The 21920-nt window shown below is 63.9% G+C and carries 27 protein-coding genes; 23 read left to right on the top strand and 4 right to left on the bottom strand.

Annotated features, from left to right (window positions below):
* The first annotated feature begins 5 nt into the window (after positions 1-5).
* The 17 genes from rpsN (at position 6) to dsbD (ending at position 10217) form a co-directional block, all read left to right on the top strand.
* Positions 6-311: a 30S ribosomal protein S14 gene (rpsN, locus tag EX20_RS15065; RefSeq protein WP_011883006.1), complete on the top strand. Its 306-nt coding sequence runs from the start codon at positions 6-8 to the stop codon at positions 309-311.
* Between the two features lie 14 nt (positions 312-325).
* The gene (gene rpsH / locus EX20_RS15060) at positions 326-721 is read left to right on the top strand and encodes a 30S ribosomal protein S8 (protein ID WP_006477185.1); all 396 of its coding nucleotides are present in this window, start codon (positions 326-328) and stop codon (positions 719-721) included.
* Positions 722-739: 18 nt separating this feature from the next.
* Complete coding sequence (rplF, locus tag EX20_RS15055; RefSeq protein ID WP_011883007.1) at positions 740-1270, top strand: 50S ribosomal protein L6; 531 nt, start codon at positions 740-742, stop codon at positions 1268-1270.
* Between the two features lie 12 nt (positions 1271-1282).
* Positions 1283-1648 carry a 50S ribosomal protein L18 gene (gene rplR, locus EX20_RS15050; RefSeq protein WP_006477183.1) on the top strand — a complete coding sequence of 122 codons (366 nt, stop codon included), beginning with the start codon at positions 1283-1285 and terminating at the stop codon, positions 1646-1648.
* Between the two features lie 15 nt (positions 1649-1663).
* Positions 1664-2182 (top strand): 30S ribosomal protein S5, encoded by a 519-nt coding sequence (gene rpsE, locus EX20_RS15045; RefSeq protein ID WP_006752931.1) that lies wholly within the window; start codon positions 1664-1666, stop codon positions 2180-2182.
* A gap of 15 nt (positions 2183-2197) precedes the next feature.
* The gene (rpmD, locus tag EX20_RS15040) at positions 2198-2380 is read left to right on the top strand and encodes a 50S ribosomal protein L30 (protein WP_006400644.1); all 183 of its coding nucleotides are present in this window, start codon (positions 2198-2200) and stop codon (positions 2378-2380) included.
* A gap of 26 nt (positions 2381-2406) precedes the next feature.
* Complete coding sequence (rplO, locus tag EX20_RS15035) at positions 2407-2841, top strand: 50S ribosomal protein L15 (protein ID WP_006482880.1); 435 nt, start codon at positions 2407-2409, stop codon at positions 2839-2841.
* Between the two features lie 42 nt (positions 2842-2883).
* Positions 2884-4233 carry a preprotein translocase subunit SecY gene (secY, locus tag EX20_RS15030; protein ID WP_006400642.1) on the top strand — a complete coding sequence of 450 codons (1350 nt, stop codon included), beginning with the start codon at positions 2884-2886 and terminating at the stop codon, positions 4231-4233.
* A 9-nt stretch (positions 4234-4242) separates the two neighbouring features.
* Positions 4243-4461, top strand: coding sequence for a translation initiation factor IF-1 (gene infA, locus EX20_RS15025; protein WP_004521905.1), 219 nt, complete (start codon positions 4243-4245; stop codon positions 4459-4461).
* 20 nt (positions 4462-4481) lie between these two features.
* A complete protein-coding gene (rpmJ, locus tag EX20_RS15020) occupies positions 4482-4598 on the top strand; it encodes a 50S ribosomal protein L36 (protein WP_004199844.1) in 117 nt (38 codons plus the stop codon).
* 38 nt (positions 4599-4636) lie between these two features.
* Positions 4637-5002: a 30S ribosomal protein S13 gene (rpsM, locus tag EX20_RS15015; protein WP_006752933.1), complete on the top strand. Its 366-nt coding sequence runs from the start codon at positions 4637-4639 to the stop codon at positions 5000-5002.
* A 28-nt stretch (positions 5003-5030) separates the two neighbouring features.
* Positions 5031-5432, top strand: coding sequence for a 30S ribosomal protein S11 (gene rpsK, locus EX20_RS15010; protein WP_004197937.1), 402 nt, complete (start codon positions 5031-5033; stop codon positions 5430-5432).
* 155 nt (positions 5433-5587) lie between these two features.
* On the top strand, positions 5588-6211 hold the full coding sequence (gene rpsD / locus EX20_RS15005; protein WP_034194013.1) for a 30S ribosomal protein S4: 624 nt from the start codon (positions 5588-5590) through the stop codon (positions 6209-6211).
* Between the two features lie 124 nt (positions 6212-6335).
* Complete coding sequence (locus EX20_RS15000) at positions 6336-7313, top strand: DNA-directed RNA polymerase subunit alpha (protein ID WP_006477176.1); 978 nt, start codon at positions 6336-6338, stop codon at positions 7311-7313.
* 148 nt (positions 7314-7461) lie between these two features.
* A complete protein-coding gene (rplQ, locus tag EX20_RS14995) occupies positions 7462-7857 on the top strand; it encodes a 50S ribosomal protein L17 (protein WP_006477175.1) in 396 nt (131 codons plus the stop codon).
* A 199-nt stretch (positions 7858-8056) separates the two neighbouring features.
* A complete protein-coding gene (cutA, locus tag EX20_RS14990; protein ID WP_014722285.1) occupies positions 8057-8380 on the top strand; it encodes a divalent-cation tolerance protein CutA in 324 nt (107 codons plus the stop codon).
* Complete coding sequence (gene dsbD / locus EX20_RS14985; protein WP_034194012.1) at positions 8373-10217, top strand: protein-disulfide reductase DsbD; 1845 nt, start codon at positions 8373-8375, stop codon at positions 10215-10217. The genes cutA and dsbD overlap by 8 nt, the downstream gene beginning before the upstream one ends.
* Before the next feature lie 100 nt (positions 10218-10317).
* On the opposite strand, the gene hemB is transcribed toward dsbD, so the two are convergent.
* Positions 10318-11316 carry a porphobilinogen synthase gene (hemB, locus tag EX20_RS14980; RefSeq protein WP_011883011.1) on the bottom strand — a complete coding sequence of 333 codons (999 nt, stop codon included), beginning with the start codon at positions 11314-11316 and terminating at the stop codon, positions 10318-10320.
* A 254-nt stretch (positions 11317-11570) separates the two neighbouring features.
* Positions 11571-12230 (bottom strand): ribosome biogenesis GTP-binding protein YihA/YsxC, encoded by a 660-nt coding sequence (gene yihA / locus EX20_RS14975; protein WP_011883012.1) that lies wholly within the window; start codon positions 12228-12230, stop codon positions 11571-11573.
* Between the two features lie 217 nt (positions 12231-12447).
* Here yihA and EX20_RS14970 point away from each other — a divergent pair, with 217 nt between their 5' ends.
* The 5 genes from EX20_RS14970 (at position 12448) to msrQ (ending at position 18506) form a co-directional block, all read left to right on the top strand.
* Positions 12448-13101, top strand: a complete 654-nt coding sequence (locus EX20_RS14970) for a c-type cytochrome (RefSeq protein WP_034194011.1) — start codon at positions 12448-12450, stop codon at positions 13099-13101.
* A gap of 122 nt (positions 13102-13223) precedes the next feature.
* Complete coding sequence (locus EX20_RS14965; protein ID WP_014722288.1) at positions 13224-15440, top strand: cytochrome c biogenesis protein ResB; 2217 nt, start codon at positions 13224-13226, stop codon at positions 15438-15440.
* A 4-nt stretch (positions 15441-15444) separates the two neighbouring features.
* Positions 15445-16635, top strand: coding sequence for a c-type cytochrome biogenesis protein CcsB (gene ccsB, locus EX20_RS14960; RefSeq protein ID WP_011883015.1), 1191 nt, complete (start codon positions 15445-15447; stop codon positions 16633-16635).
* Positions 16636-16794: 159 nt separating this feature from the next.
* The gene (gene msrP / locus EX20_RS14955; RefSeq protein ID WP_034194016.1) at positions 16795-17790 is read left to right on the top strand and encodes a protein-methionine-sulfoxide reductase catalytic subunit MsrP; all 996 of its coding nucleotides are present in this window, start codon (positions 16795-16797) and stop codon (positions 17788-17790) included.
* Between the two features lie 23 nt (positions 17791-17813).
* A complete protein-coding gene (msrQ, locus tag EX20_RS14950) occupies positions 17814-18506 on the top strand; it encodes a protein-methionine-sulfoxide reductase heme-binding subunit MsrQ (protein WP_034194010.1) in 693 nt (230 codons plus the stop codon).
* Between the two features lie 98 nt (positions 18507-18604).
* Here msrQ and lptM read toward each other — a convergent pair whose 3' ends face one another.
* Positions 18605-18886: an LPS translocon maturation chaperone LptM gene (gene lptM, locus EX20_RS14945; RefSeq protein ID WP_034194009.1), complete on the bottom strand. Its 282-nt coding sequence runs from the start codon at positions 18884-18886 to the stop codon at positions 18605-18607.
* A gap of 36 nt (positions 18887-18922) precedes the next feature.
* Between lptM and cyaY the strand changes: the two genes are divergently transcribed.
* Positions 18923-19249 (top strand): iron donor protein CyaY, encoded by a 327-nt coding sequence (cyaY, locus tag EX20_RS14940; RefSeq protein WP_011883019.1) that lies wholly within the window; start codon positions 18923-18925, stop codon positions 19247-19249.
* Between the two features lie 73 nt (positions 19250-19322).
* On the opposite strand, the gene EX20_RS14935 is transcribed toward cyaY, so the two are convergent.
* Positions 19323-21710, bottom strand: coding sequence for a penicillin-binding protein 1A (locus tag EX20_RS14935; protein WP_131753402.1), 2388 nt, complete (start codon positions 21708-21710; stop codon positions 19323-19325).
* Positions 21711-21920 lie beyond the last annotated feature (210 nt).

The following is a 21920-nucleotide window of genomic DNA, read 5'->3' as shown; positions in this document are numbered from 1 at the left end:
TTACCGTGGCTAAACTGGCACTGATCGAACGTGAAAAGAAGCGCGCCCGCCTGGTCGCGAAGTTCGCAGCAAAGCGCGAAGCGCTGAAGGCGATCGTCGAAGACCAAAGCAAGTCGGAAGAAGAGCGCTACGAAGCACGCCTGGAGCTGCAGCAACTGCCCCGCAACTCGAACCCGACCCGCCAGCGTAACCGCTGCGCGATCACGGGCCGTCCGCGTGGCACGTTCCGTAAATTCGGCCTCGCGCGCAACAAGATTCGTGAAATCGCATTCCGTGGCGAGATTCCTGGCCTGACCAAGGCGAGCTGGTAATAGGAGAAACGTAAATGAGCATGAGTGATCCTATCGCCGATATGCTGACTCGCATCCGCAACGCGCAGATGGTCGAGAAGGTATCGGTCGCGATGCCCTCGTCGAAGGTCAAGGTTGCAATCGCGCAAGTCCTGAAGGACGAAGGTTATATCGACGATTTCGCCGTGAAGGCGGAAGGTGCGAAGTCCGAACTGAATATCGCGCTGAAGTACTACGCAGGTCGCCCGGTCATCGAACGCCTCGAGCGCGTGTCGAAGCCTGGTCTGCGCGTGTACCGCGGTCGTAACGACATTCCGCAGGTCATGAACGGCCTGGGCGTGGCAATCGTTTCGACGCCGAAGGGCGTGATGACCGACCGCAAGGCGCGCGCTACCGGCGTCGGCGGCGAAGTCATCTGCTACGTCGCTTAAAGCCGAGGAGAGAGAAACATGTCTCGAGTAGGTAAGAGCCCGATCGCGCTGCAAGGCGCGGAAGTCAAGCTGGCCGACGGTGCTATCACCGTCAAGGGCCCGCTGGGCACCATCACGCAGCCGGTGAATCCGCTCGTGAACGTGGCGAACAACGACGGCACGCTGAATCTGGCGCCGGTCAACGAAAGCCGCGAAGCAAACGCAATGTCGGGCACGATGCGCGCGATCATCGCGAACGCCGTGCACGGCGTGACCAAGGGTTTCGAGCGCAAGCTGACGCTGGTTGGCGTCGGTTACCGTGCGCAAGCGCAAGGCGACAAGCTGAACCTGTCGCTGGGTTTCTCGCACCCGGTGGTGCACCAGATGCCGGAAGGCGTCAAGGCTGAAACTCCGACGCAAACCGAAATCGTGATCAAGGGGATCAACAAGCAACAAGTCGGTCAAGTAGCTGCGGAAGTTCGCGGTTACCGTCCGCCGGAGCCCTACAAGGGCAAGGGCGTGCGCTATTCCGACGAGGTTGTGATCCTCAAAGAAACGAAGAAGAAGTAAGGGTGCGCAATCATGGATAAGACTCAATCTCGCCTGCGCCGCGCTCGCCAGACGCGTATCAAGATCGCTGAGCTGCAGGTCGCGCGTCTCGCCGTGCATCGCACGAACACGCACATCTACGCTCAAGTGTTCTCGCCCTGCGGCACCAAGGTGCTCGCCAGCGCGTCGACGCTCGAAGCAGAAGTGCGCGCCGAACTGGCCGACAAGTCGGGCAAGGGCGGCAACGTTAATGCCGCGACGCTGATCGGCAAGCGTATTGCCGAAAAGGCAAAGGCTGCCGGCATCGAATCCGTCGCCTTCGACCGCTCGGGCTTCCGCTACCACGGCCGCGTCAAGGCGCTGGCTGAGGCAGCTCGCGAAGCTGGGCTCAAGTTCTAAGGGAAGGAATTCGTCATGGCAAAGATGCAAGCGAAAGTTCAGGCTGACGAACGCGACGACGGCCTTCGCGAAAAGATGATTTCGGTCAATCGCGTGACCAAGGTCGTGAAGGGTGGCCGTATTCTCGGCTTCGCCGCACTGACCGTGGTCGGCGATGGTGATGGCCGCATCGGTATGGGCAAGGGCAAGGCGAAGGAAGTGCCGGTCGCTGTCCAGAAGGCAATGGAACAGGCTCGCCGCAACATGTTCAAGGTGCCGCTCAAGAACGGCACGCTGCAGCACGAAGTGCACGGCAAGCATGGCGCATCCGCAGTCCTCCTCGCTCCGGCGAAGGCAGGTACGGGCGTGATCGCCGGCGGCCCGATGCGCGCAGTGTTCGACGTGATGGGCGTGCAGAACGTCGTGGCGAAGAGCCACGGTTCGACGAACCCGTACAACCTCGTTCGCGCCACGCTGGACGGTCTGCGCAAGCAGTCGACCCCGGCAGACATCGCGGCGAAGCGCGGCAAGTCCGTCGAAGATATTTTGGGCTAAGCCCGGGTGGTCACCATGTCTGAAAAAACTGTCAAGGTTCAGCTCGTGAAGAGCCTGATCGGGACCCGCGAATCGCACCGTGCGACCGTGCGTGGCCTGGGCCTGCGCCGACTCAACTCGGTTAGCGAGCTGCAGGATACGCCGGCGGTCCGCGGCATGATCAACAAGGTCTCGTACCTCGTTAAGGTCATCGCGTAAGCGGCCCTACGGATCAAGGAGTTGATATGGAATTGAATAACCTGAAGCCGGCCGCTGGTGCAAAGCACGCCAAGCGTCGCGTCGGCCGCGGCATCGGTTCGGGCCTCGGCAAGACGGCTGGCCGTGGTCACAAGGGTCAGAAATCGCGTTCGGGCGGCTTCCACAAAGTCGGTTTCGAAGGCGGTCAGATGCCGCTGCAACGTCGTCTGCCGAAGCGCGGCTTCACGTCGCTGACGAAGGAATTCGTCGGTGAAGTTCGCCTGGGCGACCTCGAGAAGCTGCCGGTCGATGAAATCGATCTGCTCGCACTGAAGCAAGCCGGCCTGGTCGGCGAGCTGACGAAGAGCGCAAAGATCATCGCGACGGGCGAACTGAAGCGCAAGATCGTCGTGAAGGGTCTGGGCGCCACCAAGGGTGCGCGCGCTGCGATCGAAGCGGCTGGCGGTTCGTTCGCCGAGTGACACGCGTAGCGCGTCGTTACTTGCATTCATCGGAGAAGGTACTTGGCTAACAGCCCGAGTCTTGCAAAACCCGGTCGAAGCACGGCGAAATTCGGCGATCTGCGTCGGCGAGCGATGTTCCTGCTCCTGGCGCTGATCGTCTATCGCATCGGCGCGCACATCCCCGTGCCGGGCATCGATCCGGATCAACTGGCGAAGCTGTTCCAGAGTCAGGCGGGCGGCATCCTGGGCATGTTCAACATGTTCTCGGGTGGCGCACTGTCCCGCTTCACGATCTTCGCGCTGGGGATCATGCCGTACATCTCGGCGTCGATCATCATGCAGTTGCTGGCGATCGTCTCGCCGCAGCTCGAGGCGCTGAAGAAGGAAGGGCAGGCAGGGCAACGGAAGATCACGCAGTACACGCGGTATTTCACCGTGGTGCTCGCGACCTTCCAGGCGTTCGGTATCGCGGCTGCGCTGGAAAACCAGCCTGGCCTCGTGATCGATCCCGGCATGCTGTTCCGGCTGACGACGGTCGTGACGCTGGTTACCGGCACGATGTTCCTGATGTGGCTGGGTGAGCAGATCACCGAGCGTGGTCTCGGCAACGGCATCTCGATCATCATCTTCGGCGGGATCGCAGCAGGGTTCCCGAATGCCGTCGGTGGGCTGTTCGAGCTGGTGCGTACGGGTTCGATGAGCATCATTTCGGCGATCATCATCGTCGTCCTGATCGCCGCGGTGACTTACCTGGTCGTGTTCATCGAACGCGGTCAGCGCAAGATCCTCGTGAACTACGCGAAGCGCCAGGTCGGCAACAAGATCTATGGTGGCCAGTCGTCGCACTTGCCGCTGAAGCTGAACATGTCGGGCGTGATTCCGCCGATCTTCGCATCGTCGATCATCCTGTTCCCGGCCACGATTCTCGGCTGGTTCAGCACGGGTCAACCGTCGGGAAGCTGGATCTCCAACACGTTGCATAACGTCGCGGAGGCGCTGAAGCCGGGCCAGCCGGTCTATGTGCTGCTGTACACGCTGGCGATCGTGTTTTTCTGCTTCTTCTACACCGCACTGGTGTTCAACAGCAGGGAAACCGCGGACAACCTGAAGAAGAGCGGGGCGTTCGTTCCTGGCATCCGTCCGGGCGACCAAACTGCGCGATATATCGACCGCATCCTCACGCGTCTGACGCTGGCCGGTGCGATCTATATCGTCTTCGTTTGTTTGCTGCCGGAATTCCTGGTGCTGCGCTGGAACGTGCCGTTTTATTTTGGTGGAACGTCGCTGCTGATCATTGTCGTCGTCACGATGGACTTCATGGCGCAGGTGCAGTCGTACGTTATGTCGCAACAGTATGAGTCGCTGCTCAAGAAGGCAAACTTCAAGGGCGGCAACATCCCAATGCGTTAATTAAGGACTATGGCCAAAGACGATGTAATCCAGATGCAGGGTGAGGTGATCGAAAACCTCCCGAATGCGACCTTCCGTGTGAAGCTGGAAAACGGCCATGTCGTGTTGGGGCATATCTCCGGGAAGATGCGGATGCACTACATCCGTATCTTGCCGGGCGACAAGGTCACGGTTGAATTGACGCCTTACGATCTGTCTCGTGCGCGGATCGTGTTCCGGGCGAAGTGATTTGAAAAAAGGGTATTATCATGAAAGTGATGGCATCGGTTAAGCGCATTTGCCGCAATTGCAAGATCATCAAGCGCAAAGGCGTCGTTCGCGTGATCTGCAGCTCGGATCCGCGCCACAAGCAGCGCCAAGGCTGACCGCGCGTTTGTTTGCGCTTTTTGTTTGAGGAAAAACAATGGCTCGTATCGCAGGGGTTAACATCCCGAATCACCAGCATACCGAGATCGGCCTGACGGCAATCTTCGGTATCGGCCGCACGCGCTCGCGCAGCATCTGCTCGGCAGCTGGCGTGGAATTCTCGAAGAAGGTCAAGGACCTGACCGACGCAGACCTCGAAAAGCTGCGTGAGGAAGTGGGCAAGTTCATCGTCGAAGGCGACCTGCGCCGTGAAGTGACGATGAACATCAAGCGCCTGATGGACCTCGGTTGCTACCGTGGTGTTCGTCATCGCAAGGGCCTGCCGATGCGTGGTCAGCGTACGCGTACGAACGCACGTACCCGCAAGGGTCCGCGTCGTGCAGCGCAAGCGCTGAAGAAGTAAGCGGAACTGACAGTTACAGGAAAACGTAATGGCTAAGGCTTCGAACACCGCGGCGCAACGCGTTCGCAAGAAGGTCAAGAAGAACGTCGCTGAAGGCGTGGTGCACGTTCACGCGTCGTTCAACAACACGATCATCACGATCACCGATCGTCAGGGCAATGCTCTGGCATGGGCGACGTCGGGCGGCCAGGGCTTCAAGGGCTCGCGCAAGTCGACGCCGTTCGCTGCTCAGGTTGCTGCTGAGTCGGCCGGTCGTGTGGCGATGGAATATGGCGTGAAGAATCTGGAAGTGCGGATCAAGGGCCCGGGCCCGGGTCGTGAGTCGGCAGTGCGCGCACTGCACGGCCTCGGCATCAAGATCACCGCGATTTCGGACGTCACCCCGATTCCGCACAACGGCTGCCGTCCGCCGAAGCGCCGTCGTATCTAAGAATGCTGCTGGCACGTTCGTGCTGGCGCATTGCCTGTCGTCGCATAGCGCCGACGGGCGTTGCTTTTTTGATTGACTAAGCCCACCGTTCGCCCCAAAGGGCGCGAACTAGCGCGGATTTCGATCCGCGTGACCGATTGATAAAGGAATGCAACGTGGCACGTTATATCGGCCCCAAGGCCAAGCTGTCCCGCCGTGAAGGCACCGACCTGTTCCTGAAGAGCGCGCGCCGCTCGCTCGCCGACAAGTGCAAGCTCGACAGCAAGCCGGGTCAGCACGGCCGTACCTCGGGCGCTCGTACGTCCGACTATGGTACGCAGCTGCGCGAAAAGCAAAAGGTCAAGCGTATCTACGGCGTGCTGGAACGTCAGTTCCGCCGCTACTTCGCTGAAGCCGACCGCCGCAAGGGCAACACGGGTGAAAACCTGCTGCAACTGCTCGAGTCGCGTCTCGACAACGTCGTGTATCGCATGGGCTTCGGCTCGACCCGCGCAGAAGCGCGTCAGCTGGTGAGCCACAAGTCGATCACCGTGAACGGCGTCGTCGCGAACGTGCCGTCGCAACAAGTGAAGGCTGGCGACGTGATCGCGATCCGCGAAAAGGCGAAGAAGCAGGCGCGTATCATCGAAGCGCTGTCGCTCGCCGAGCAAGGCGGCATGCCGAACTGGGTTGCAGTCGATGCGAAGAAGTTCGAAGGCACGTTCAAGCAAATGCCGGAACGCGCTGACATCGCAGGCGACATCAACGAAAGCCTGATCGTCGAATTGTATTCGCGTTAATCCGATTGACGGCCGAGGTACCCCGATTGCGTTTCGCAAGGAGGGGCCTCGGCTGTTTATTTTCTGGTTGTTACCGGTCAGCCTTATCGGTGTAACGAGCCGAGGGTATTGAAAAGGAAAGCCCATGCAAACCAGTTTGCTGAAACCCAAGATCATCGCCGTGGAATCGCTGGGCGAGAACCACGCGAGGGTGGTCATGGAACCGTTCGAACGCGGTTACGGCCACACCTTGGGCAACGCGCTGCGCCGCGTGCTGCTGTCGTCGATGGTCGGCTACGCGCCGACCGAAGTGACGATCGCCGGCGTGGTGCACGAGTATTCGACGCTCGACGGCGTGCAGGAAGACGTGGTCAACCTGCTGCTGAACCTGAAGGGCGTGGTGTTCAAGCTGCACAACCGTGACGAAGTCACGGTCACGCTGCGCAAGGAAGGCGAAGGCGTCGTCACGGCCGGCGATATCGAGCTCGCGCACGATTGCGAAGTCATCAACCCGAATCACGTGATCGCACATCTGTCCAAGGGCGGCAAGCTCGACGTTCAGATCAAGATCGAGAAGGGTCGCGGCTACGTGCCGGGCAACGTTCGTCGCTACGGCGAAGACACGGCCAAGATCATCGGCCGCATCGTCCTCGACGCATCGTTCTCGCCGGTTCGCCGCGTGAGCTATGCAGTCGAAAGCGCACGTGTCGAGCAGCGTACCGACCTCGACAAGCTCGTGATGAACATCGAGACGAGCGGCGTGATCACCCCGGAAGAGGCGATCCGTCAATCGGCCCGCATCCTGGTCGACCAGCTGTCCGTGTTCGCGGCGCTGGAAGGCACGGAAACGGCTGCCGAAGCACCGTCGCGTGCACCGCAGATCGATCCGATCCTGCTGCGTCCGGTGGACGATCTCGAGCTGACGGTTCGTTCCGCGAACTGCCTGAAGGCCGAGAACATCTACTACATCGGCGACCTGATCCAGCGCACGGAAAACGAACTGCTGAAGACGCCGAACCTCGGTCGCAAGTCGCTGAACGAGATCAAGGAAGTGCTGGCTTCGCGCGGCCTCACGCTGGGCATGAAGCTCGAAAACTGGCCGCCGGCTGGTCTCGACAAGTAAGCCCGACTGTAGCTGCGCTGTAGTCGTAGTTGGCAAAGATGCGGATTTTCCTTTAAAATCCGCATCTTGCCTTTTTCGTTACCGGCCCGTGCACCCGCCGAGGTGCGATAGAAGAGCTGGATCAAAACTTTGAATCAAGGAAACTGAAATGCGCCATCGTCATGGTCTGCGGAAACTGAACCGCACGAGCAGCCACCGTCTGGCTATGCTCCGTAACATGTCCAACTCGCTGATCGAGCACGAAGTCATCAAGACGACGCTGCCGAAGGCGAAGGAACTCCGTAAAGTCGTCGAGCCGCTGATCACGCTCGGCAAGAAGCCGTCGCTGGCAAACCGTCGCCTGGCATTCAACCGCCTGCGCGATCGTGACTCGGTCGCGAAGCTGTTCGACGTCCTCGGTCCGCGTTTCGCGAACCGTCCGGGCGGCTACCTGCGCGTGCTGAAGTTCGGCTTCCGCGTCGGCGACAACGCACCGATGGCACTGGTCGAGCTGCTCGATCGTCCGGAAGTCGACGAAACGGAAAACGTGCAAGAAGCTGAATAAGCTTCGGTACGTAGCAGAATCCGAAAGGGCCGAGCAATTGCTTGGCCCTTTTTGCTTTTTGGCGGCGCCGCGTCGCGATCGATTTTCACCGGCCGCTGCCGGCAACGTTGCGCGCGCTGCGCTACGATAAGGGGCTGTCGAGGGCGCGAGGTGCGCGCAGCGGGCGGCCGAAGCGCGGAAATCAGCCAGGAGAGTGCGTATGGTGGTGTTGATGCTGACGACGGTGCCCGATGCAGCAACGGCTGAGGCCCTCGCCACCGGCGCGCTCGACGCGCGGCTTGCCGCCTGCGTATCGGAGCTCGGTACGATCAAGTCGCGCTATCACTGGCAGGGCAAGGTCGAAACGGCCGACGAGATCCAGTTGCTGTTCAAGACGAGCGCGGTGCGCTCGCTGGAACTGGAGCGATTCATCCTCGCGCATCATCCTTACGAGACGCCCGAAATCGTCTCGTGGCAGGCCGCGGCCTCTGCCGCGTACGGCCAGTGGGTGACGAGCGAAACTCAACGTCTATTTCATGTTTAACGGTATGGCGCTTTCCGTGCGCGCGCTGCGCGCATTCGCGGCTCTGTTGTCGTTCGTGCTGGTGCTGGGCGGCCCGTCGGTCGCGCGCGCGGCCGACGATTTTCTCGATCCGTCGGTCGCATTCAAGTTCAGCGCGAGCGAAGCCCCGGGACAGGTCGACGTCCGCTTCAAGATCGCCAACGGCTATTACCTTTACCGCGAGCGGTTCGCGTTCGCGGTGAAGAGCGGCAATGCGACGCTCGGCGCGCCGCAGTTTCCGCCCGGCCACGTGAAGTTCGACCAGACGTTCCAGAAGGAAGTCGAAACCTATCGCGACGACGTCGTGGTCCACGTGCCGGTCAAGCAGGCGGCCGGGCCGTTCGAGCTCACGGTGACGTCGCAAGGGTGCGCCGACGAAGGGATCTGCTACCCGCCCGCCGAACACGTCGTGAAGATCGACGGCGCGGCGCTCGGCGCGGCCGCAGCGGCTGACGGCGCGGCCGCATCGGGCAGCTGGTTCGACAAGGTCACCAGCGCGGATTTCGCGCAATCGCTGCTCGAGGGGCACGGCTTCCTCACGATCGTCGCGCTGTATTTCGTCGCAGGCGTCGTGTTGAGCCTGCTGCCGTGTTCGTACCCGATGATTCCGATCGTCTCCGCGATCATCATCGGCCAGGGCACGCGCGCAACGCATGCGCGCGGCTTTGCGCTGTCGCTGACGTATGTGGTCGGCATGGCGCTCGTCTATACGGCGCTCGGCATCGCTGCCGCGCTGGTCGGCCAGAGCCTCGGCGCATGGCTGCAGAATCCGTGGGTGCTCGGCGCCTTCGGCTTGCTGCTCACCGCGTTCGCGGTGTCGCTGATCTCCGGCAAGGACCTCATGCTGCCGGCGCGCTGGCAGAACGGCGCGGCGCAGGTGTCGAGCGCGCGCCAGGGCGGCCATTTCGCCGCGGTTGCCGCGATGGGTGCACTGTCGGCGCTGGTCGTCGGCGCATGCATGACGGCGCCGCTGTTCGCGGTGCTCGCCTTCATCGCGCACACCGGCAACGCGTTCCTCGGCGGCGCGGCGCTGTTCGCCATGGGGCTCGGGCTCGGCGTGCCGCTGCTCGTCGTGGGGCTCGGCGCCGGCACGGTGCTGCCGCGCGCCGGCGCATGGATGGATGGCGTCAAGGTGTTCTTCGGCATCGTGCTGCTCGCCGCCGCGCTCTGGATCGTATGGCCGGTGCTGGCGGGCGGCCTGAAGATGATGCTCGCCGCGTTGTGGTTGCTGATCGCCGCAGCGGCGCTCGGACTGTTCACGCCCCATGCCGGAGCCGCCTCCATCTGGCGCCGGTTCGGCCGCGGCCTCGGCGCCGCGCTCGCGATCTGGGCGGCGACGCTGCTCGTCGGCCTGGCCGCCGGTTCGACCGATCCGGTGAAGCCGCTCGCCGTGCTGGCCGCGCGTACGGTTGCGTCGGGCGCTGCGACGTCGGCGGCCGGCCAGGCGGCCGGGCAGGCTGCGCCCGCGTTCGCCGCGGTGCGCTCCAGCGGCGAACTCGACGCGCTGCTGAAGACGTCGAGCCGGCCCGTGATGCTCGATTTCTATGCGGACTGGTGCGTGAGCTGCAAGGAGATGGAGCATCTGACGTTCACCGATTCGCGCGTGCAGGCGCGGCTCGCGCAGCTGCATCTGGTGCGCGCGGACGTCACCGCGAACAATTCCGACGATCAGGCACTGCTCAAGCGGTTCAACCTGTTCGGCCCGCCGGGCATCATCTTCTTCGATCGCAACGGTAACGAGATCGGCCGGGTGGTCGGCTATCAGGCAGCCGACACGTTCCTGCGCAGCCTCGATCGCGCAGCGGTGCCGACGGTCTGATCCGAGCTGGACCGACCTGGCCGCCCAGCGCACAAAAAAACGGCGGGACACTTCGGTGTCCCGCCGTTTTTTCATCTTGCGTGCCGATCGGCAGCGCGGCTCAGCGCTGCGCCTTCAGCAGCCGCGCCGCATCGAGCGCGAAGTACGTGAGCACGCCGTCGGCGCCCGCACGCTTGAATGCGAGCAGCGATTCGAGCACGACCTTGTCGTGGTCGAGCCAGCCGTTCATCGCGGCCGCCTTCAGCATCGCGTATTCGCCGCTCACCTGGTACACGTACGTCGGGAAGCGGAACTCGTCCTTCACGCGGCGCACGATGTCGAGATACGGCATGCCCGGCTTGACCATCACCATGTCGGCGCCTTCGTCGATGTCGAGGCGCACCTCGCGCAACGCTTCGTCGCTGTTCGCCGGGTCCATCTGGTAGGTCATCTTGTTGCCCTTGCCCAGATTCGACGCCGAGCCGACCGCGTCGCGGAACGGACCGTAGAACGCGGACGCGAACTTGGCCGAATAGGCCATGATGCGCGTATGGATATGCCCGTCGCTTTCGAGCATTTCACGCACTGCGCCGATGCGGCCATCCATCATGTCGGACGGCGCGACGATGTCGACGCCGGCTTCCGCCTGCGCGCGCGCCTGTTCGATCAGGATTTCGATCGTGTCGTCGTTGATCACGTAGCCGTTCTCGTCGAGCACGCCGTCCTGGCCGTGGCTCGTGTACGGATCGAGCGCGACGTCGGTCAGCACGCCGAGTTCGGGGAAGCGCTTCTTCAGCTCGCGCACCGCGCGCGGAATCAGCCCTTCCGGGTTGGCCGCCTCGCGGCCGTCAGGCGTTTTCAGCGACGTTTCGATGGCCGGAAACAGCGACAGCACGGGCACGCCGAGTTCGACGCACTGTTCGGCGACGTGCATCAGCAGGTCGACCGATACGCGCTCGACGCCCGGCATCGACGGCACCGGCTGGCGTTGGTTGGTGCCGTCGACGACGAACACCGGATAGATCAGGTCGTCGGTGGTCAGGCGGTTTTCGCGCATCAGGCGCCGGGAGAAGTCGTCGCGGCGCATGCGGCGCGGACGATGAAGAGGATGGAAGCTCATGTGCGATGTGAATGAAATCGGGGCAAGAAGGACCTTACGGATCCCTTAGGTCATTTTCGAGATCGTTGGTATATGATAGCGATCGAGCGGCGCGCGTTGCGTGCTGCTCCCCGCTTCTCCTCCCTGAGCGGGTGCCTGTCGTTTTTCGATTAGGCTGTTTGACCCGCCGTTCGACGGCGGGTTTTTTTATGAGCCGGCCGAATCCGCAGACACCGTCAGGTGCGCCCGGCCGCTGCCGGCCGAGCGCTGCCCGTTCATTGTGCTACAGGTGCGCCTTCTGCGTCGGCGACGGACGGCCGCAGCCAGCTCTCGATCAATTCGTGCGCCTCGTCGAGCCCCGTGCGCTTCAGCGCCGAGAACAGCTGGACGGTCAGCTTGCCCTTCACGCCCTGGTCGCGGTACGCGTCGAGCCCTTTCTGCGTGTTGCGCAGCGCGTTGATGCTCTCTTGTCGCGTCAATTTGTCGCACTTCGTCAGCAGCGTGTGGATCGGCTTGCCGGTCGGGGCGAACCACTCGATCATCCGGCGATCGAGGTCGGTCAGCGGGCGGCGCGAATCCATCATCAGGATCAGGCCGCAGAGCTGCGAGCGCGTCGCGAGATAGGACGACAGCAGCATTTCCCAGTGGGCCTTCGCGGCCCCGGGCACTTCCGCATAGCCGTAGCCGGGCAGGTCGACGAGGTTCGCGACGGGCTCCGCGGCGGGGCCGACCGAGAAGTAGTTGATGTGCTGCGTGCGACCGGGCGTCTTCGACGCGAACGCGAGTCGCTTCTGATTGCACAGCACGTTGATCGCCGTCGATTTGCCGGCATTCGAACGGCCCGCGAATGCGATTTCCGGCTGCACCGTCGGCGGCAGGTCGCGCAGATGGTTGACGGTCGTGTAGAAGCGAGCTTGATGGAGCAAAAAGGCCATGGGGGAAACCGGTGGGACGGGCGGCGCGAGCCGCTTGGTGGAGGCGGGGTAGCCCCGATAGGCGCGGGAGCTTTCAACGCGATATTGTACAATACGGCGGTTTTGCCGAAGGGTTGCGGGCGCCCGCCTCGCGCTTTTATGCAGCTTCTGCGGTAGACTGGTCGACGTCGTTTTTTGCAGAACCTCAAATTCCCACAAGACGAAACAGGGTGTGCGAATGAATCGACTGTGCAAGTCTCTGATGGTGCTTCAGGTTGCAGCAGGATTCGTAGGTTTCGTGGCGGAGGCAAATGCGGCAGGTGCGGCAAAGCCGGATCTGGACCGCGGCAAGGCGATTGCCGGGCAGGTGTGCGCGTCGTGTCACGGCGCCGACGGCAACAGTGCGTCGGGCAGTTTCCCGAAGCTCGCCGGTCAGCATCCCGAATATTTGGTCAAGCAGTTGAACGACTTCAAGACGCAGCCGGGCGCGAAGGGGCCGGCGCGGAACAATTCGGTGATGGTCGGATTTGCGAGCGCATTGAGCGCGGACGACATGCGCAACGTCGCCGCGTATTACGGCTCGCAAACGACCAAGCTCGGCACCGCACGCGATGCGGCGACCGTGCCGATCGGCCAGAAGATCTATCGCGGCGGCATCGCGGAAAAGGGCGTACCGGCCTGTGCGAGCTGCCACGGGCCGACGGGGCAAGGGATACCGGTCCAGTACCCGCGTCTGTCGGGGCAGTGGGCCGATTACACGGTGGCCCAGTTGACCGCGTTCCAGCAAGGTGCCGGCGCGCGCAACAACAACGAGGCGATGCATCAGATCGCCTCGCGTCTGTCGGACACCGAGATCAAGGCCGTCGCGGATTACATCGCGGGCCTGCGTTGAGCGGTCCGTCGCGAATGGAATGACCGGTCGCCGGAACGGCGGCCGGAGTCAGAACAAGAAAAGGGTGGGGCGCCGCATGCTTGCGGCCGCCTTGCCCTTTTTTGTTGTCAGTCGGAGTTTGAATGAGCGTTACCACGTCGGGGTTGCAGTCGAAGTCGGGTCAAAGTGCGTCCAGGCGCGCGATCGAGCTGATCAGCTCGATGCGCTTCGCGATCGCACTGTTGGTGGTGCTGTCGATCGCGAGCATCATCGGCACGGTGCTGACCCAGGACGACCCCTATCCGAACTACGTGAACCAGTTCGGGCCGTTCTGGGCGGACATCTTCCGCTCGCTCGGCCTGTACAACGTGTACAGCGCGTGGTGGTTCATGCTGATCCTGATCTTCCTGGTCGCGTCGATCTCGCTGTGCGTGATCCGCAACGCGCCGAAGATGCTCGCCGACGCGAAGAGCTGGAAGGACAAGGTCCGCGAAGGCAGCCTGCGCGCGTTCCATCACAAGGCCGAATACACCGTTGCCGGCACGCGCGCGAGCGTCGCGGCGACGCTCGCCGCATTCGTCGCGAAGGGCGGCTACAAGCACGTCGTGCGCGAAACCGACGGCGCGACGCTGATCTCCGCGAAACGCGGCGCGCTGACGAAGTGGGGCTACATTTCCGCGCACCTGGCGATCGTCGTGATCTGTATCGGCGGCCTGCTCGACAGCAACCTGCCGATCAAATTCCAGATGTGGATGTTCGGCAAGAGCCCGGTCAATACGAGCGCGACGATCAGCGAGATCTCGCCCGATCACCGGCTGTCCGCGTCGAACCCGACGTTCCGCGGCTACGCGTGGGTGCCCGAAGGCCAGTTCGTGTCCACCGCGATCCTCAACCAGCCGAACGGCTCGTTGATCCAGGACCTGCCGTTCTCGATCCAGCTGAACAAGTTCATCGTCGATTACTACACGACCGGGATGCCGAAGCTGTTTGCGAGCGACATCGTCGTGATCGATCGCGAGACGGGCCGGAAGATTCCGGCGCGCGTCGAAGTGAACAAGCCGTTCACCTACAAGGGCGTGTCGATCTATCAGTCGAGCTTCCAGGACGGCGGCTCGCAGATGCAGATGACGGCCTATCCGATGACGGGCGACACCGCGAAGACGTTCGCCGTGAAGGGCACGATCGGCAGCACGGCGCCGCTGCAGATGCCGGGCAGCGACGGCGACACGATCGAGTTCTCGGACTTCCGCGCGATCAACGTCGAGAACATGGCCGACGCGAACGGCAAGCCGGACGTGCGCGGCGTGGCGAAGACGGAGTCGCTGAAGCAGGCGTTCGACGAACGGCTCGGCTCGGGCGCGAAGACGTCGAAGCCGATGCAGCTTCATAACATCGGGCCGTCCGTGCAGTACAAGATCCGCGGCAAGGACGGCCAGGCGCGCGAGTTCAACAACTACATGCTGCCGGTCGACATGGGCGGCGCGCGCGTGTTCCTCGCGGGCGTGCGCGCGAGCCCGAACGACGCGTTCCGCTACATGCGGATTCCGGCCGACAGCGAGGATTCGATCGGCGAATGGATGCGCCTGCGCGCCGCGCTCGAGGATCCGGCGGTGCGCGCGGACGCCGCCGCCCGTTTCGCCCAGCGTTCGCTGCCGACCACCGACGCGTCGCTGCGCGGCCGGTTGCAGGACAGCGCGTTCAAGGTGTTGACCCTCTTTGCGGCGAGCGACGACAGCGTCGGTCGCGGTGCGGACGGGCAGCCGGTCGGCGGCTTCCAGGCGGTGGCCACCTTCATCGACCGGTCGGTGCCGAAGGCCGAGCAGGAAAAGGCGGCGAGCCTGCTGCTGCGCATGCTCGAGGGCTCGATGTGGGAGGTCTGGCAGATCGCGCGCGAGCGGGCCGGCGAGCCGGCCGTCCAGCAGGGCGCCGACACGGTCCGCTTCGTGCAGAACGCGATCAATGCGCTATCCGACAGCTTCCTGTACGGATCGCCGGTCTATTTGCAGCTCGATTCCTTCAAGCAGGTGCAAGCCTCGGTATTTCAGCTGACGCGCGCGCCCGGCAAGAATCTGGTGTATCTTGGCAGCCTGTTGTTGGTCGCCGGCATCTTCTCGATGTTCTACGTGCGCGAGCGGCGCCTGTGGTTCTGGCTCAAGGATGCCGGTGCGGGCGTCGAAGTGGTGATGGCGATGTCCACGGCGCGCAAGACGTTCGATTTCGAGAAAGAATTCGTGCAGACGCGCGATGCGGCCGGCGCCGCCCTGGGCGCCGCACCCCGCGACGCCGCGCCCGCCGGCGCGGCTGCAACTGCCCGCCCGCCCGTCGGCGGCGATTCCGATTCCGAGAATTCCACCCGGTAACATCATGGATCTCACTCAAGCCTCCTCTTCCCGTCCGGGGACCGTCAAGGCCCCGAATCCGGCGCCGTTGTTCGACGGCCGTCCGTTCCTCTCGCGCCTGTCCGTGCTCGACTGGCTGTTCGCGCTGGCGCTCGTGGTCGGCGCGGGCTATGCGTTCGTGCACTACAACGAGCACATGAATTACTACGACAAGGCAGTGATGATCGGCACGGTGCCGGCGCTGGTCGTGCTCGGCTGGCGCTGGAAACCCGCGCGGCTGCTGATGGCGGCGATCGCCGTGCTGTCCTTGCTGTCGATCCAGATCTACCAGGGCGACCTCGCGCGCGCCGATTCGGCGTTCTTCCTGAAGTACTTCCTGTCGAGCCAGTCGGCGATCCTCTGGATGAGCGCCTTGTTCGTGCTCGCGACGATCTTCTACTGGATCGGCCTGCTCGCGCGCGCCGCGACGGGCTCCGCGATCGGCCAGAAGCTCACGTGGGCCGCCGTGCTGATGGGCTTCGTCGGCCTGATGGTGCGTTGGTACGAGTCCTATCTGATCGGCGCCGACGTCGGGCATATCCCCGTGTCGAACCTGTATGAAGTGTTCGTGCTGTTCAGCCTGATCACCGCGCTGCTCTACCTGTATTACGAAGGCCATTACGGCACGCGTGCGCTCGGTGCGTTCGTGCTGCTCGTGATCAGCGCGGCCGTCGGCTTCCTGATGTGGTACTCGGTCGCGCGCGACGCGCAGCAGATCCAGCCGCTCGTGCCGGCGCTGCAGAGCTGGTGGATGAAGATCCACGTGCCGGCGAACTTCATCGGCTACGGCAGCTTCGCGCTGTCGGCGATGGTGGCGGTCGCGTATCTGATGAAGGAACGCGGCATGCTGGCCGATCGGCTGCCGACGCTCGACGTGCTCGACGACGTGATGTACAAGTCGATCGCCGTCGGCTTCGCGTTCTTCACGATCGCGACGATTCTCGGCGCGCTGTGGGCGGCGGAAGCGTGGGGCGGCTACTGGAGCTGGGATCCGAAGGAAACCTGGGCGCTGATCGTGTGGCTCAATTACGCGGCGTGGCTGCACATGCGCCTGATGAAGGGGCTGCGCGGCACGGTCGCCGCATGGTGGGCGCTCACGGGCCTGCTCGTGACGACGTTCGCGTTCCTCGGCGTCAACATGTTCCTGTCCGGGCTGCACAGCTACGGCAAGCTGTAAGATTTCCGATGCGGGTCCGACAAAAGACCGCCGGCGCACTGCGTGCCCCGGCGGTTTTCTTTTGTTACCGACGGGCGCGCCGCGCGTCGAACGGCGCATGACGGGCCGGGTCGAACGCAGATGAAGCGTGCGCGCCGCGCATGCATGAGGAGCAGCACCATGTGGATCAGGGATTCCCTGCGCAACCTGTTGACCGGCGCCGACATTGCGCCGAGCGAGATCACCGCGCGCGCTGTGTTCGAGAACCGGCGCCGCGTATTGCAGGCGGCTGGCCTTGCGGCGGCGGGCGGATTGCTCGGCGGCAGCGGCGCGGCCTTCGGCGCGTATGCGTCGCCCGACGCGCGGGCCGCGAAGCTCGCGGCGAAGACCAATCCGAAATTCATCGCGGCCGACAAGGTCACGCCGTTCAAGGACATCACGTCCTACAACAACTTCTACGAATTCGGCACCGACAAGGGCGACCCGGCGCAGAACGCCGGCACGCTGCGGCCGCGCCCGTGGCGGGTGAGCGTCGAAGGCGAGGTGCTGCATCCGAAGGTGTTCGATCTCGACGAACTGCTGAAGCTGGCGCCGCTCGAGGAGCGCGTGTACCGGCTGCGCTGCGTCGAGGGCTGGTCGATGGTGATTCCGTGGATCGGCGTGCCGTTCTCCGAACTGGTCAAGCGCGTGCAGCCGACCGGCAACGCGAAATATGTGCAGTTCATCACGCTGGCCGATCCGTCGCAGATGCCGGGGCTGTCGACGCCGGTACTCGACTGGCCTTACTCCGAAGGGCTGCGCATGGACGAGGCGATGAACCCGCTCACGCTGCTGACGATGGGCGTCTACGGCCAGGTGCTGCCGAATCAGAACGGCGCGCCGGTGCGTATCGTCGTGCCGTGGAAGTACGGCTTCAAGAGCGCGAAGTCGCTGGTGAAGATCCGCTTCGTCGACAAGCAGCCGAAGACGAGCTGGAACACCTACGCATCGAACGAATACGGCTTTTATTCGAACGTGAATCCGAATGTCGACCACCCGCGCTGGAGCCAGGCGACCGAGCGGCGGATCGGCGACGACGGGTTCTTCACGCCGAAGCGCAAGACGCTGATGTTCAACGGCTACGGCGATCTGGTCGCATCGATGTATCAGGGCATGGACCTGAAGAAGAACTTCTGAGTGCGACGACCGTGAGAAACGACATGCATCCGTCGACGCTGGAGCCGCAGCGGGCGTCCAGCCCGCGTGCGGCGGCCGCCGGTGTTGCGCGGGCGGGCACTGCGGCGCGGGCTGCGCCGCAGCGCTGGCTTGTGCCGGCCAGGCTGCTGGTGTTTGCGGTCGGCCTTTATCCGCTCGCGCGTCTGGTGCTGTTCGGGCTGACCCACCGGCTCGGCGCGAACCCGATCGAATTCATCACGCGCTCCACCGGCCGGTGGACGCTCGTGATCCTCTGCGCCACGCTCGCTGTCACGCCGCTGCGGCGCATGACGGGCGTGGCCGCGTTGCTGCGCTTGCGCCGGATGATCGGGTTGTTCGCGTTCTTTTACGCGACGCTGCACTTCGCAACGTACGTGTGGTTCGACAAGTGGTTCGACGTGCTGGCGATCCTGAAGGACGTCGGCAAGCGTCCGTTCATCACCGTCGGTTTCGCCGCGTTCGTGCTGTTGATTCCGCTGGCCGCGACGTCGCCGCGTGCGATGGCGCGTCGGCTCGGCCGTCATTGGGCGACGTTGCACCGGGCGATCTATGCGATCGCGCTGTTCGGCGTGCTGCATTTCTGGTGGATGCGGGCCGGCAAGCACGATCTCGCGCAGCCGAAGCTGTACGCGGCGATCGTCGCCGTGCTGCTCGGCTGGCGGCTGTTCGAATGGAGCCGACGTCGCATTCGCGCGTGACGATGAACGACGCACGCGCGGAAAAACAAAAGGCGATGACGGGGAGTCATCGCCTTTTGTCGTGTCGACAGGTGAACCGCGAGCGGCGCAGCGCTCGATTACTTCGCGGCCGCCGGGCTCGATGCTGCCGTTGCCGCCTTCGACGTGCTGCTCGAGAGCTCCGGCGACAGTGTCAGCGGCGTGCCGGAAGAGTCGGGGATGCTGTCGTACGACGCGTTTTCATCGGTCGGCGTGACGTCCGACGGCGGCGTGTCCTGCTGCTGAATGGGCTTGGCCGGCAACGGGGGCACGGTGGGCAGATAGAGCGGACCGCGTTGACCGCAGCCGGCAAGAATCGCCAAAGCCGCTACAATCGCGCTCATCCGGAAAACGACTCGCATGATCGTCCCTGAACAATTTAACCGATAGAGTTTAGCATGTCCGATACTGAATACCTGGCTCGCGCAGAGGCCGTGCTGGCGGCCGTGGAACGTACCGTCGACGCCGCGAACGACGGCGATCACGACATCGATCTGGAGCGCAACGGCAGCGTGCTGACGCTGACGTTCGAGAACGGCTCGAAGATCATCGTCAATCTGCAGCCGCCGATGAAGGAGCTGTGGATCGCCGCGAAGGCCGGTGGATTCCACTACCGGTTCGTGGACGGCGAATGGCGCGATACGCGCACCGGCACCGAGTTCTTCTCCGCACTGACCGACTACGCGACGCAACAGGCCGGCCTGCCGATCACGTTCCGCGCGTGACGCCGGCGCTCGGCGCAGCGGCATGAAAAAAAGCGCCCGCGGGCGCTTTTTTCATTTCCGGGCCGCCGGAGCGTCAGTGGCCGCGGAACAGGTTCATGATGTCCTGCTTTTCCTGCTCGTCGACATGCGGCGCTTCTTCGTCGACGTTCTGCGGAGTCGCCGCCTGCGGTACGCCGACCGTCGACACGAAGCCGTGCCCCGGCGTGAACTCGGTGAAGTACAGCTCGCCGCCGAGCGACTGGACGTCGTCGGGCATGGTCGGCTTGAACTCGGGCACGTCCTTCAGCGCCGCGCCCATGTAGTCGATCCAGACCGGCAGCGACAGCCCGCCGCCCGTTTCGCGATCGCCGAGGCTGCGCGGGTTGTCGTAGCCGATCCACGCGATCGCCGCGAGCGTGTGCTGATAGCCGGCGAACCACGCGTCGTGCGAATCGTTCGTCGTGCCCGTCTTGCCGGCGAGGTCGGTGCGCTTGAGCACGTTGGTGCGCGCGCCGGTGCCGCGCTGCGCGACGCTCTGCAGCAGGCTGTTCATCACGTATGCGTTGCGCGCGTCGATCGCGCGCGGCGCGTTCTGCTCGGCGATGAGCGGCTGCGCGCGCGCGACGATCGCGCCGCTCGGATCGGTCACTTCGGCGATCAGATACGGATTCACGCGGAAGCCGCCGTTCGCGAACACCGAGTACGCGCCGGCCATCTGCAGCGGCGTGACCTGGCCCGCGCCCAGCGCCATCGGCAGGTAGGCCGGATGGCGCTCGGCGTCGAAGCCGAAGCGCGTGATGTATTGCTGCGCGTACTTCGTGCCGATGTGGTTCAGGATCCGGATCGAGACGAGGTTGCGCGAGCGCTGCAGCGCGGTGCGCATCGACATCGGGCCTTCGAAGCCGCCGCCGTAGTTCTTCGGTTCCCACGGCTGGCCGCCGGTTTCGGCTGCGCTGAAATACAGCGGGCCGTCGTTGATCACGGTGGCCGGCCCGAGCCCCTTGTCGAGCGACGCCGAATAGATGAACGGCTTGAACGACGAGCCGGGCTGCCGCCACGCCTGCGTGACGTGATTGAACTTGTTCTTGTTGTAATCGAAGCCGCCGACGAGCGAGCGGATCGCGCCATCCTGCGGGACGATCGAGATGAACGCGCCTTCGACCTGCGGCAACTGCGTGATCGACCATTTGCCGGTGTCGTTCTTCACGACGCGCACGATCGCGCCCGGCCGGATGCGGCGGTTCGGCTGCGCGTTGGCCGACAGCGCGCTCGACGCGAAGCGCAGATTGTCGCCGTCGATCGTCGCGCTGCTGCCGTCGATGAACGCCACGGTGATCTGGCGCGGGCTCGTCGCCGTGACGACTGCCGCGATCAGCTCGCCGTTGTCGGGATGCTCGAGCAGCGCGTCGTCGATCGCCTGCTCGCGATCGTCCGCGCCGGACGGCAGCTCGATGAAGCCCTCCGGCCCACGATAGCCGTGACGGCGCTCGTAATCCATGATGCCCTTGCGCAGCGCGGTGTACGCGACCTGCTGATCGGCGGAGTCGATCGTCGTGACCACGTTGAAGCCGCGCGTGTAGGTTTCTTCCCGGTACTGCGCGTACATCATCTGCCGGACCATCTCCGCGACGTACTCGGCGTGCACGCTGAACTCGCGCCCCGCGCCCTTGACGACGAGCGGCTGCGCGACGGCTTCGTCGTACTGCTCGCGCGTGATGAAGTTCAGCTCGAGCATCCGCTGCAGGATGTACTCCTGACGCACCTTCGCGCGCTTCGGATTGACGACCGGGTTATACGCCGACGGCGCCTTCGGCAACCCCGCGAGCATCGCCGCCTCGGCGAGCGTGATGTCCTTCAGGTCCTTGCCGAAGTAGACCCGCGCCGCGCTCGCGAAGCCGTATGCACGCTGGCCGAGGTAGATCTGATTCATATAGACCTCGAGAATCTGATCTTTCGTCAGCGCGCGCTCGATCCGGTACGCGAGCAGCATCTCGTAGATCTTGCGGGTGTAGGTCTTTTCGCTCGACAGGAAGAAGTTGCGCGCGACCTGCATCGTGATCGTGCTCGCGCCCTGCGACGCATGGCCGTTCGTCAACGCGACGAAGCCCGCGCGGGCGATGCCGGTGAGGTCGACGCCGCCATGATCGTAGAACCGTGCGTCCTCGATCGCGAGGATCGCCTTCTTCAGCGAATCCGGCACGTCCTTGAAATGGACGATGTCGCGCCGTTCCTCGCCGAATTCGCCGATCAGCACGTGATCGGACGTGTAGATGCGCAGCGGCACCTTCGGGCGGTAGTCGGTCAGCGCGTCGAGCGACGGCATGTTCGGCCATGCGACGACGAGCGCATAGCCGAGCACGAGGCCGCCGGCCACGACGATGGCCACGCACATCGCGGCGAGCCCGATCAGGGCCTTCAGCCACCAGGGGCGCTTCTTCGGCTCGGGCGCGGGAGGCGGGGACGTAGGAGACGTGGATTGCATAGGCATACCGGAAAACAGTCCCGCGATTATAGCTGCCCGGTACGACCGGTCCTGACACGGCGCGCGCGCGCGGCGAAGCGGCCAATCGCGGTGTCGCCGACACAGTGTCCACGCGCTCGGCTCGCGCCACAACTGGCCGTTCGGCCGACTGTCGGCCGCGCCCGCCGCTCAGCAGAATCAGTGCTCGGAAACGCGGCGTGGGCCGCAACG

Origin of the sequence: Burkholderia sp. WP42 (assembly GCF_000745665.1) — a bacterium.
Lineage (GTDB): Bacteria > Pseudomonadota > Gammaproteobacteria > Burkholderiales > Burkholderiaceae > Burkholderia > Burkholderia vietnamiensis.
This window is presented reverse-complemented; position numbering and strand designations above follow the sequence as displayed.

What these genes read in the sequence shown, in the direction of transcription:
- rpsH (WP_006477185.1), top strand. Translation starts at nt 326, where the DNA reads ATGAGCATGAGTGATCCTATCGCCGATATGCTGACTCGCATCCGCAAC.
- rplF (WP_011883007.1), top strand. Translation starts at nt 740, where the DNA reads ATGTCTCGAGTAGGTAAGAGCCCGATCGCGCTGCAAGGCGCGGAAGTC.
- rplR (WP_006477183.1), top strand. Translation starts at nt 1,283, where the DNA reads ATGGATAAGACTCAATCTCGCCTGCGCCGCGCTCGCCAGACGCGTATC.
- rpsE (WP_006752931.1), top strand. Translation starts at nt 1,664, where the DNA reads ATGGCAAAGATGCAAGCGAAAGTTCAGGCTGACGAACGCGACGACGGC.
- rpmD (WP_006400644.1), top strand. Translation starts at nt 2,198, where the DNA reads ATGTCTGAAAAAACTGTCAAGGTTCAGCTCGTGAAGAGCCTGATCGGG.
- rplO (WP_006482880.1), top strand. Translation starts at nt 2,407, where the DNA reads ATGGAATTGAATAACCTGAAGCCGGCCGCTGGTGCAAAGCACGCCAAG.
- infA (WP_004521905.1), top strand. Translation starts at nt 4,243, where the DNA reads ATGGCCAAAGACGATGTAATCCAGATGCAGGGTGAGGTGATCGAAAAC.
- rpmJ (WP_004199844.1), top strand. Translation starts at nt 4,482, where the DNA reads ATGAAAGTGATGGCATCGGTTAAGCGCATTTGCCGCAATTGCAAGATC.
- rpsM (WP_006752933.1), top strand. Translation starts at nt 4,637, where the DNA reads ATGGCTCGTATCGCAGGGGTTAACATCCCGAATCACCAGCATACCGAG.
- rpsK (WP_004197937.1), top strand. Translation starts at nt 5,031, where the DNA reads ATGGCTAAGGCTTCGAACACCGCGGCGCAACGCGTTCGCAAGAAGGTC.
- EX20_RS15000 (WP_006477176.1), top strand. Translation starts at nt 6,336, where the DNA reads ATGCAAACCAGTTTGCTGAAACCCAAGATCATCGCCGTGGAATCGCTG.
- rplQ (WP_006477175.1), top strand. Translation starts at nt 7,462, where the DNA reads ATGCGCCATCGTCATGGTCTGCGGAAACTGAACCGCACGAGCAGCCAC.
- cutA (WP_014722285.1), top strand. Translation starts at nt 8,057, where the DNA reads ATGGTGGTGTTGATGCTGACGACGGTGCCCGATGCAGCAACGGCTGAG.
- dsbD (WP_034194012.1), top strand. Translation starts at nt 8,373, where the DNA reads ATGTTTAACGGTATGGCGCTTTCCGTGCGCGCGCTGCGCGCATTCGCG.
- hemB (WP_011883011.1), bottom strand. Translation starts at nt 11,316, where the DNA reads ATGAGCTTCCATCCTCTTCATCGTCCGCGCCGCATGCGCCGCGACGAC.
- yihA (WP_011883012.1), bottom strand. Translation starts at nt 12,230, where the DNA reads ATGGCCTTTTTGCTCCATCAAGCTCGCTTCTACACGACCGTCAACCAT.
- EX20_RS14970 (WP_034194011.1), top strand. Translation starts at nt 12,448, where the DNA reads ATGAATCGACTGTGCAAGTCTCTGATGGTGCTTCAGGTTGCAGCAGGA.
- EX20_RS14965 (WP_014722288.1), top strand. Translation starts at nt 13,224, where the DNA reads ATGAGCGTTACCACGTCGGGGTTGCAGTCGAAGTCGGGTCAAAGTGCG.
- ccsB (WP_011883015.1), top strand. Translation starts at nt 15,445, where the DNA reads ATGGATCTCACTCAAGCCTCCTCTTCCCGTCCGGGGACCGTCAAGGCC.
- msrP (WP_034194016.1), top strand. Translation starts at nt 16,795, where the DNA reads ATGTGGATCAGGGATTCCCTGCGCAACCTGTTGACCGGCGCCGACATT.
- msrQ (WP_034194010.1), top strand. Translation starts at nt 17,814, where the DNA reads ATGCATCCGTCGACGCTGGAGCCGCAGCGGGCGTCCAGCCCGCGTGCG.
- lptM (WP_034194009.1), bottom strand. Translation starts at nt 18,886, where the DNA reads ATGCGAGTCGTTTTCCGGATGAGCGCGATTGTAGCGGCTTTGGCGATT.
- cyaY (WP_011883019.1), top strand. Translation starts at nt 18,923, where the DNA reads ATGTCCGATACTGAATACCTGGCTCGCGCAGAGGCCGTGCTGGCGGCC.
- EX20_RS14935 (WP_131753402.1), bottom strand. Translation starts at nt 21,710, where the DNA reads ATGCAATCCACGTCTCCTACGTCCCCGCCTCCCGCGCCCGAGCCGAAG.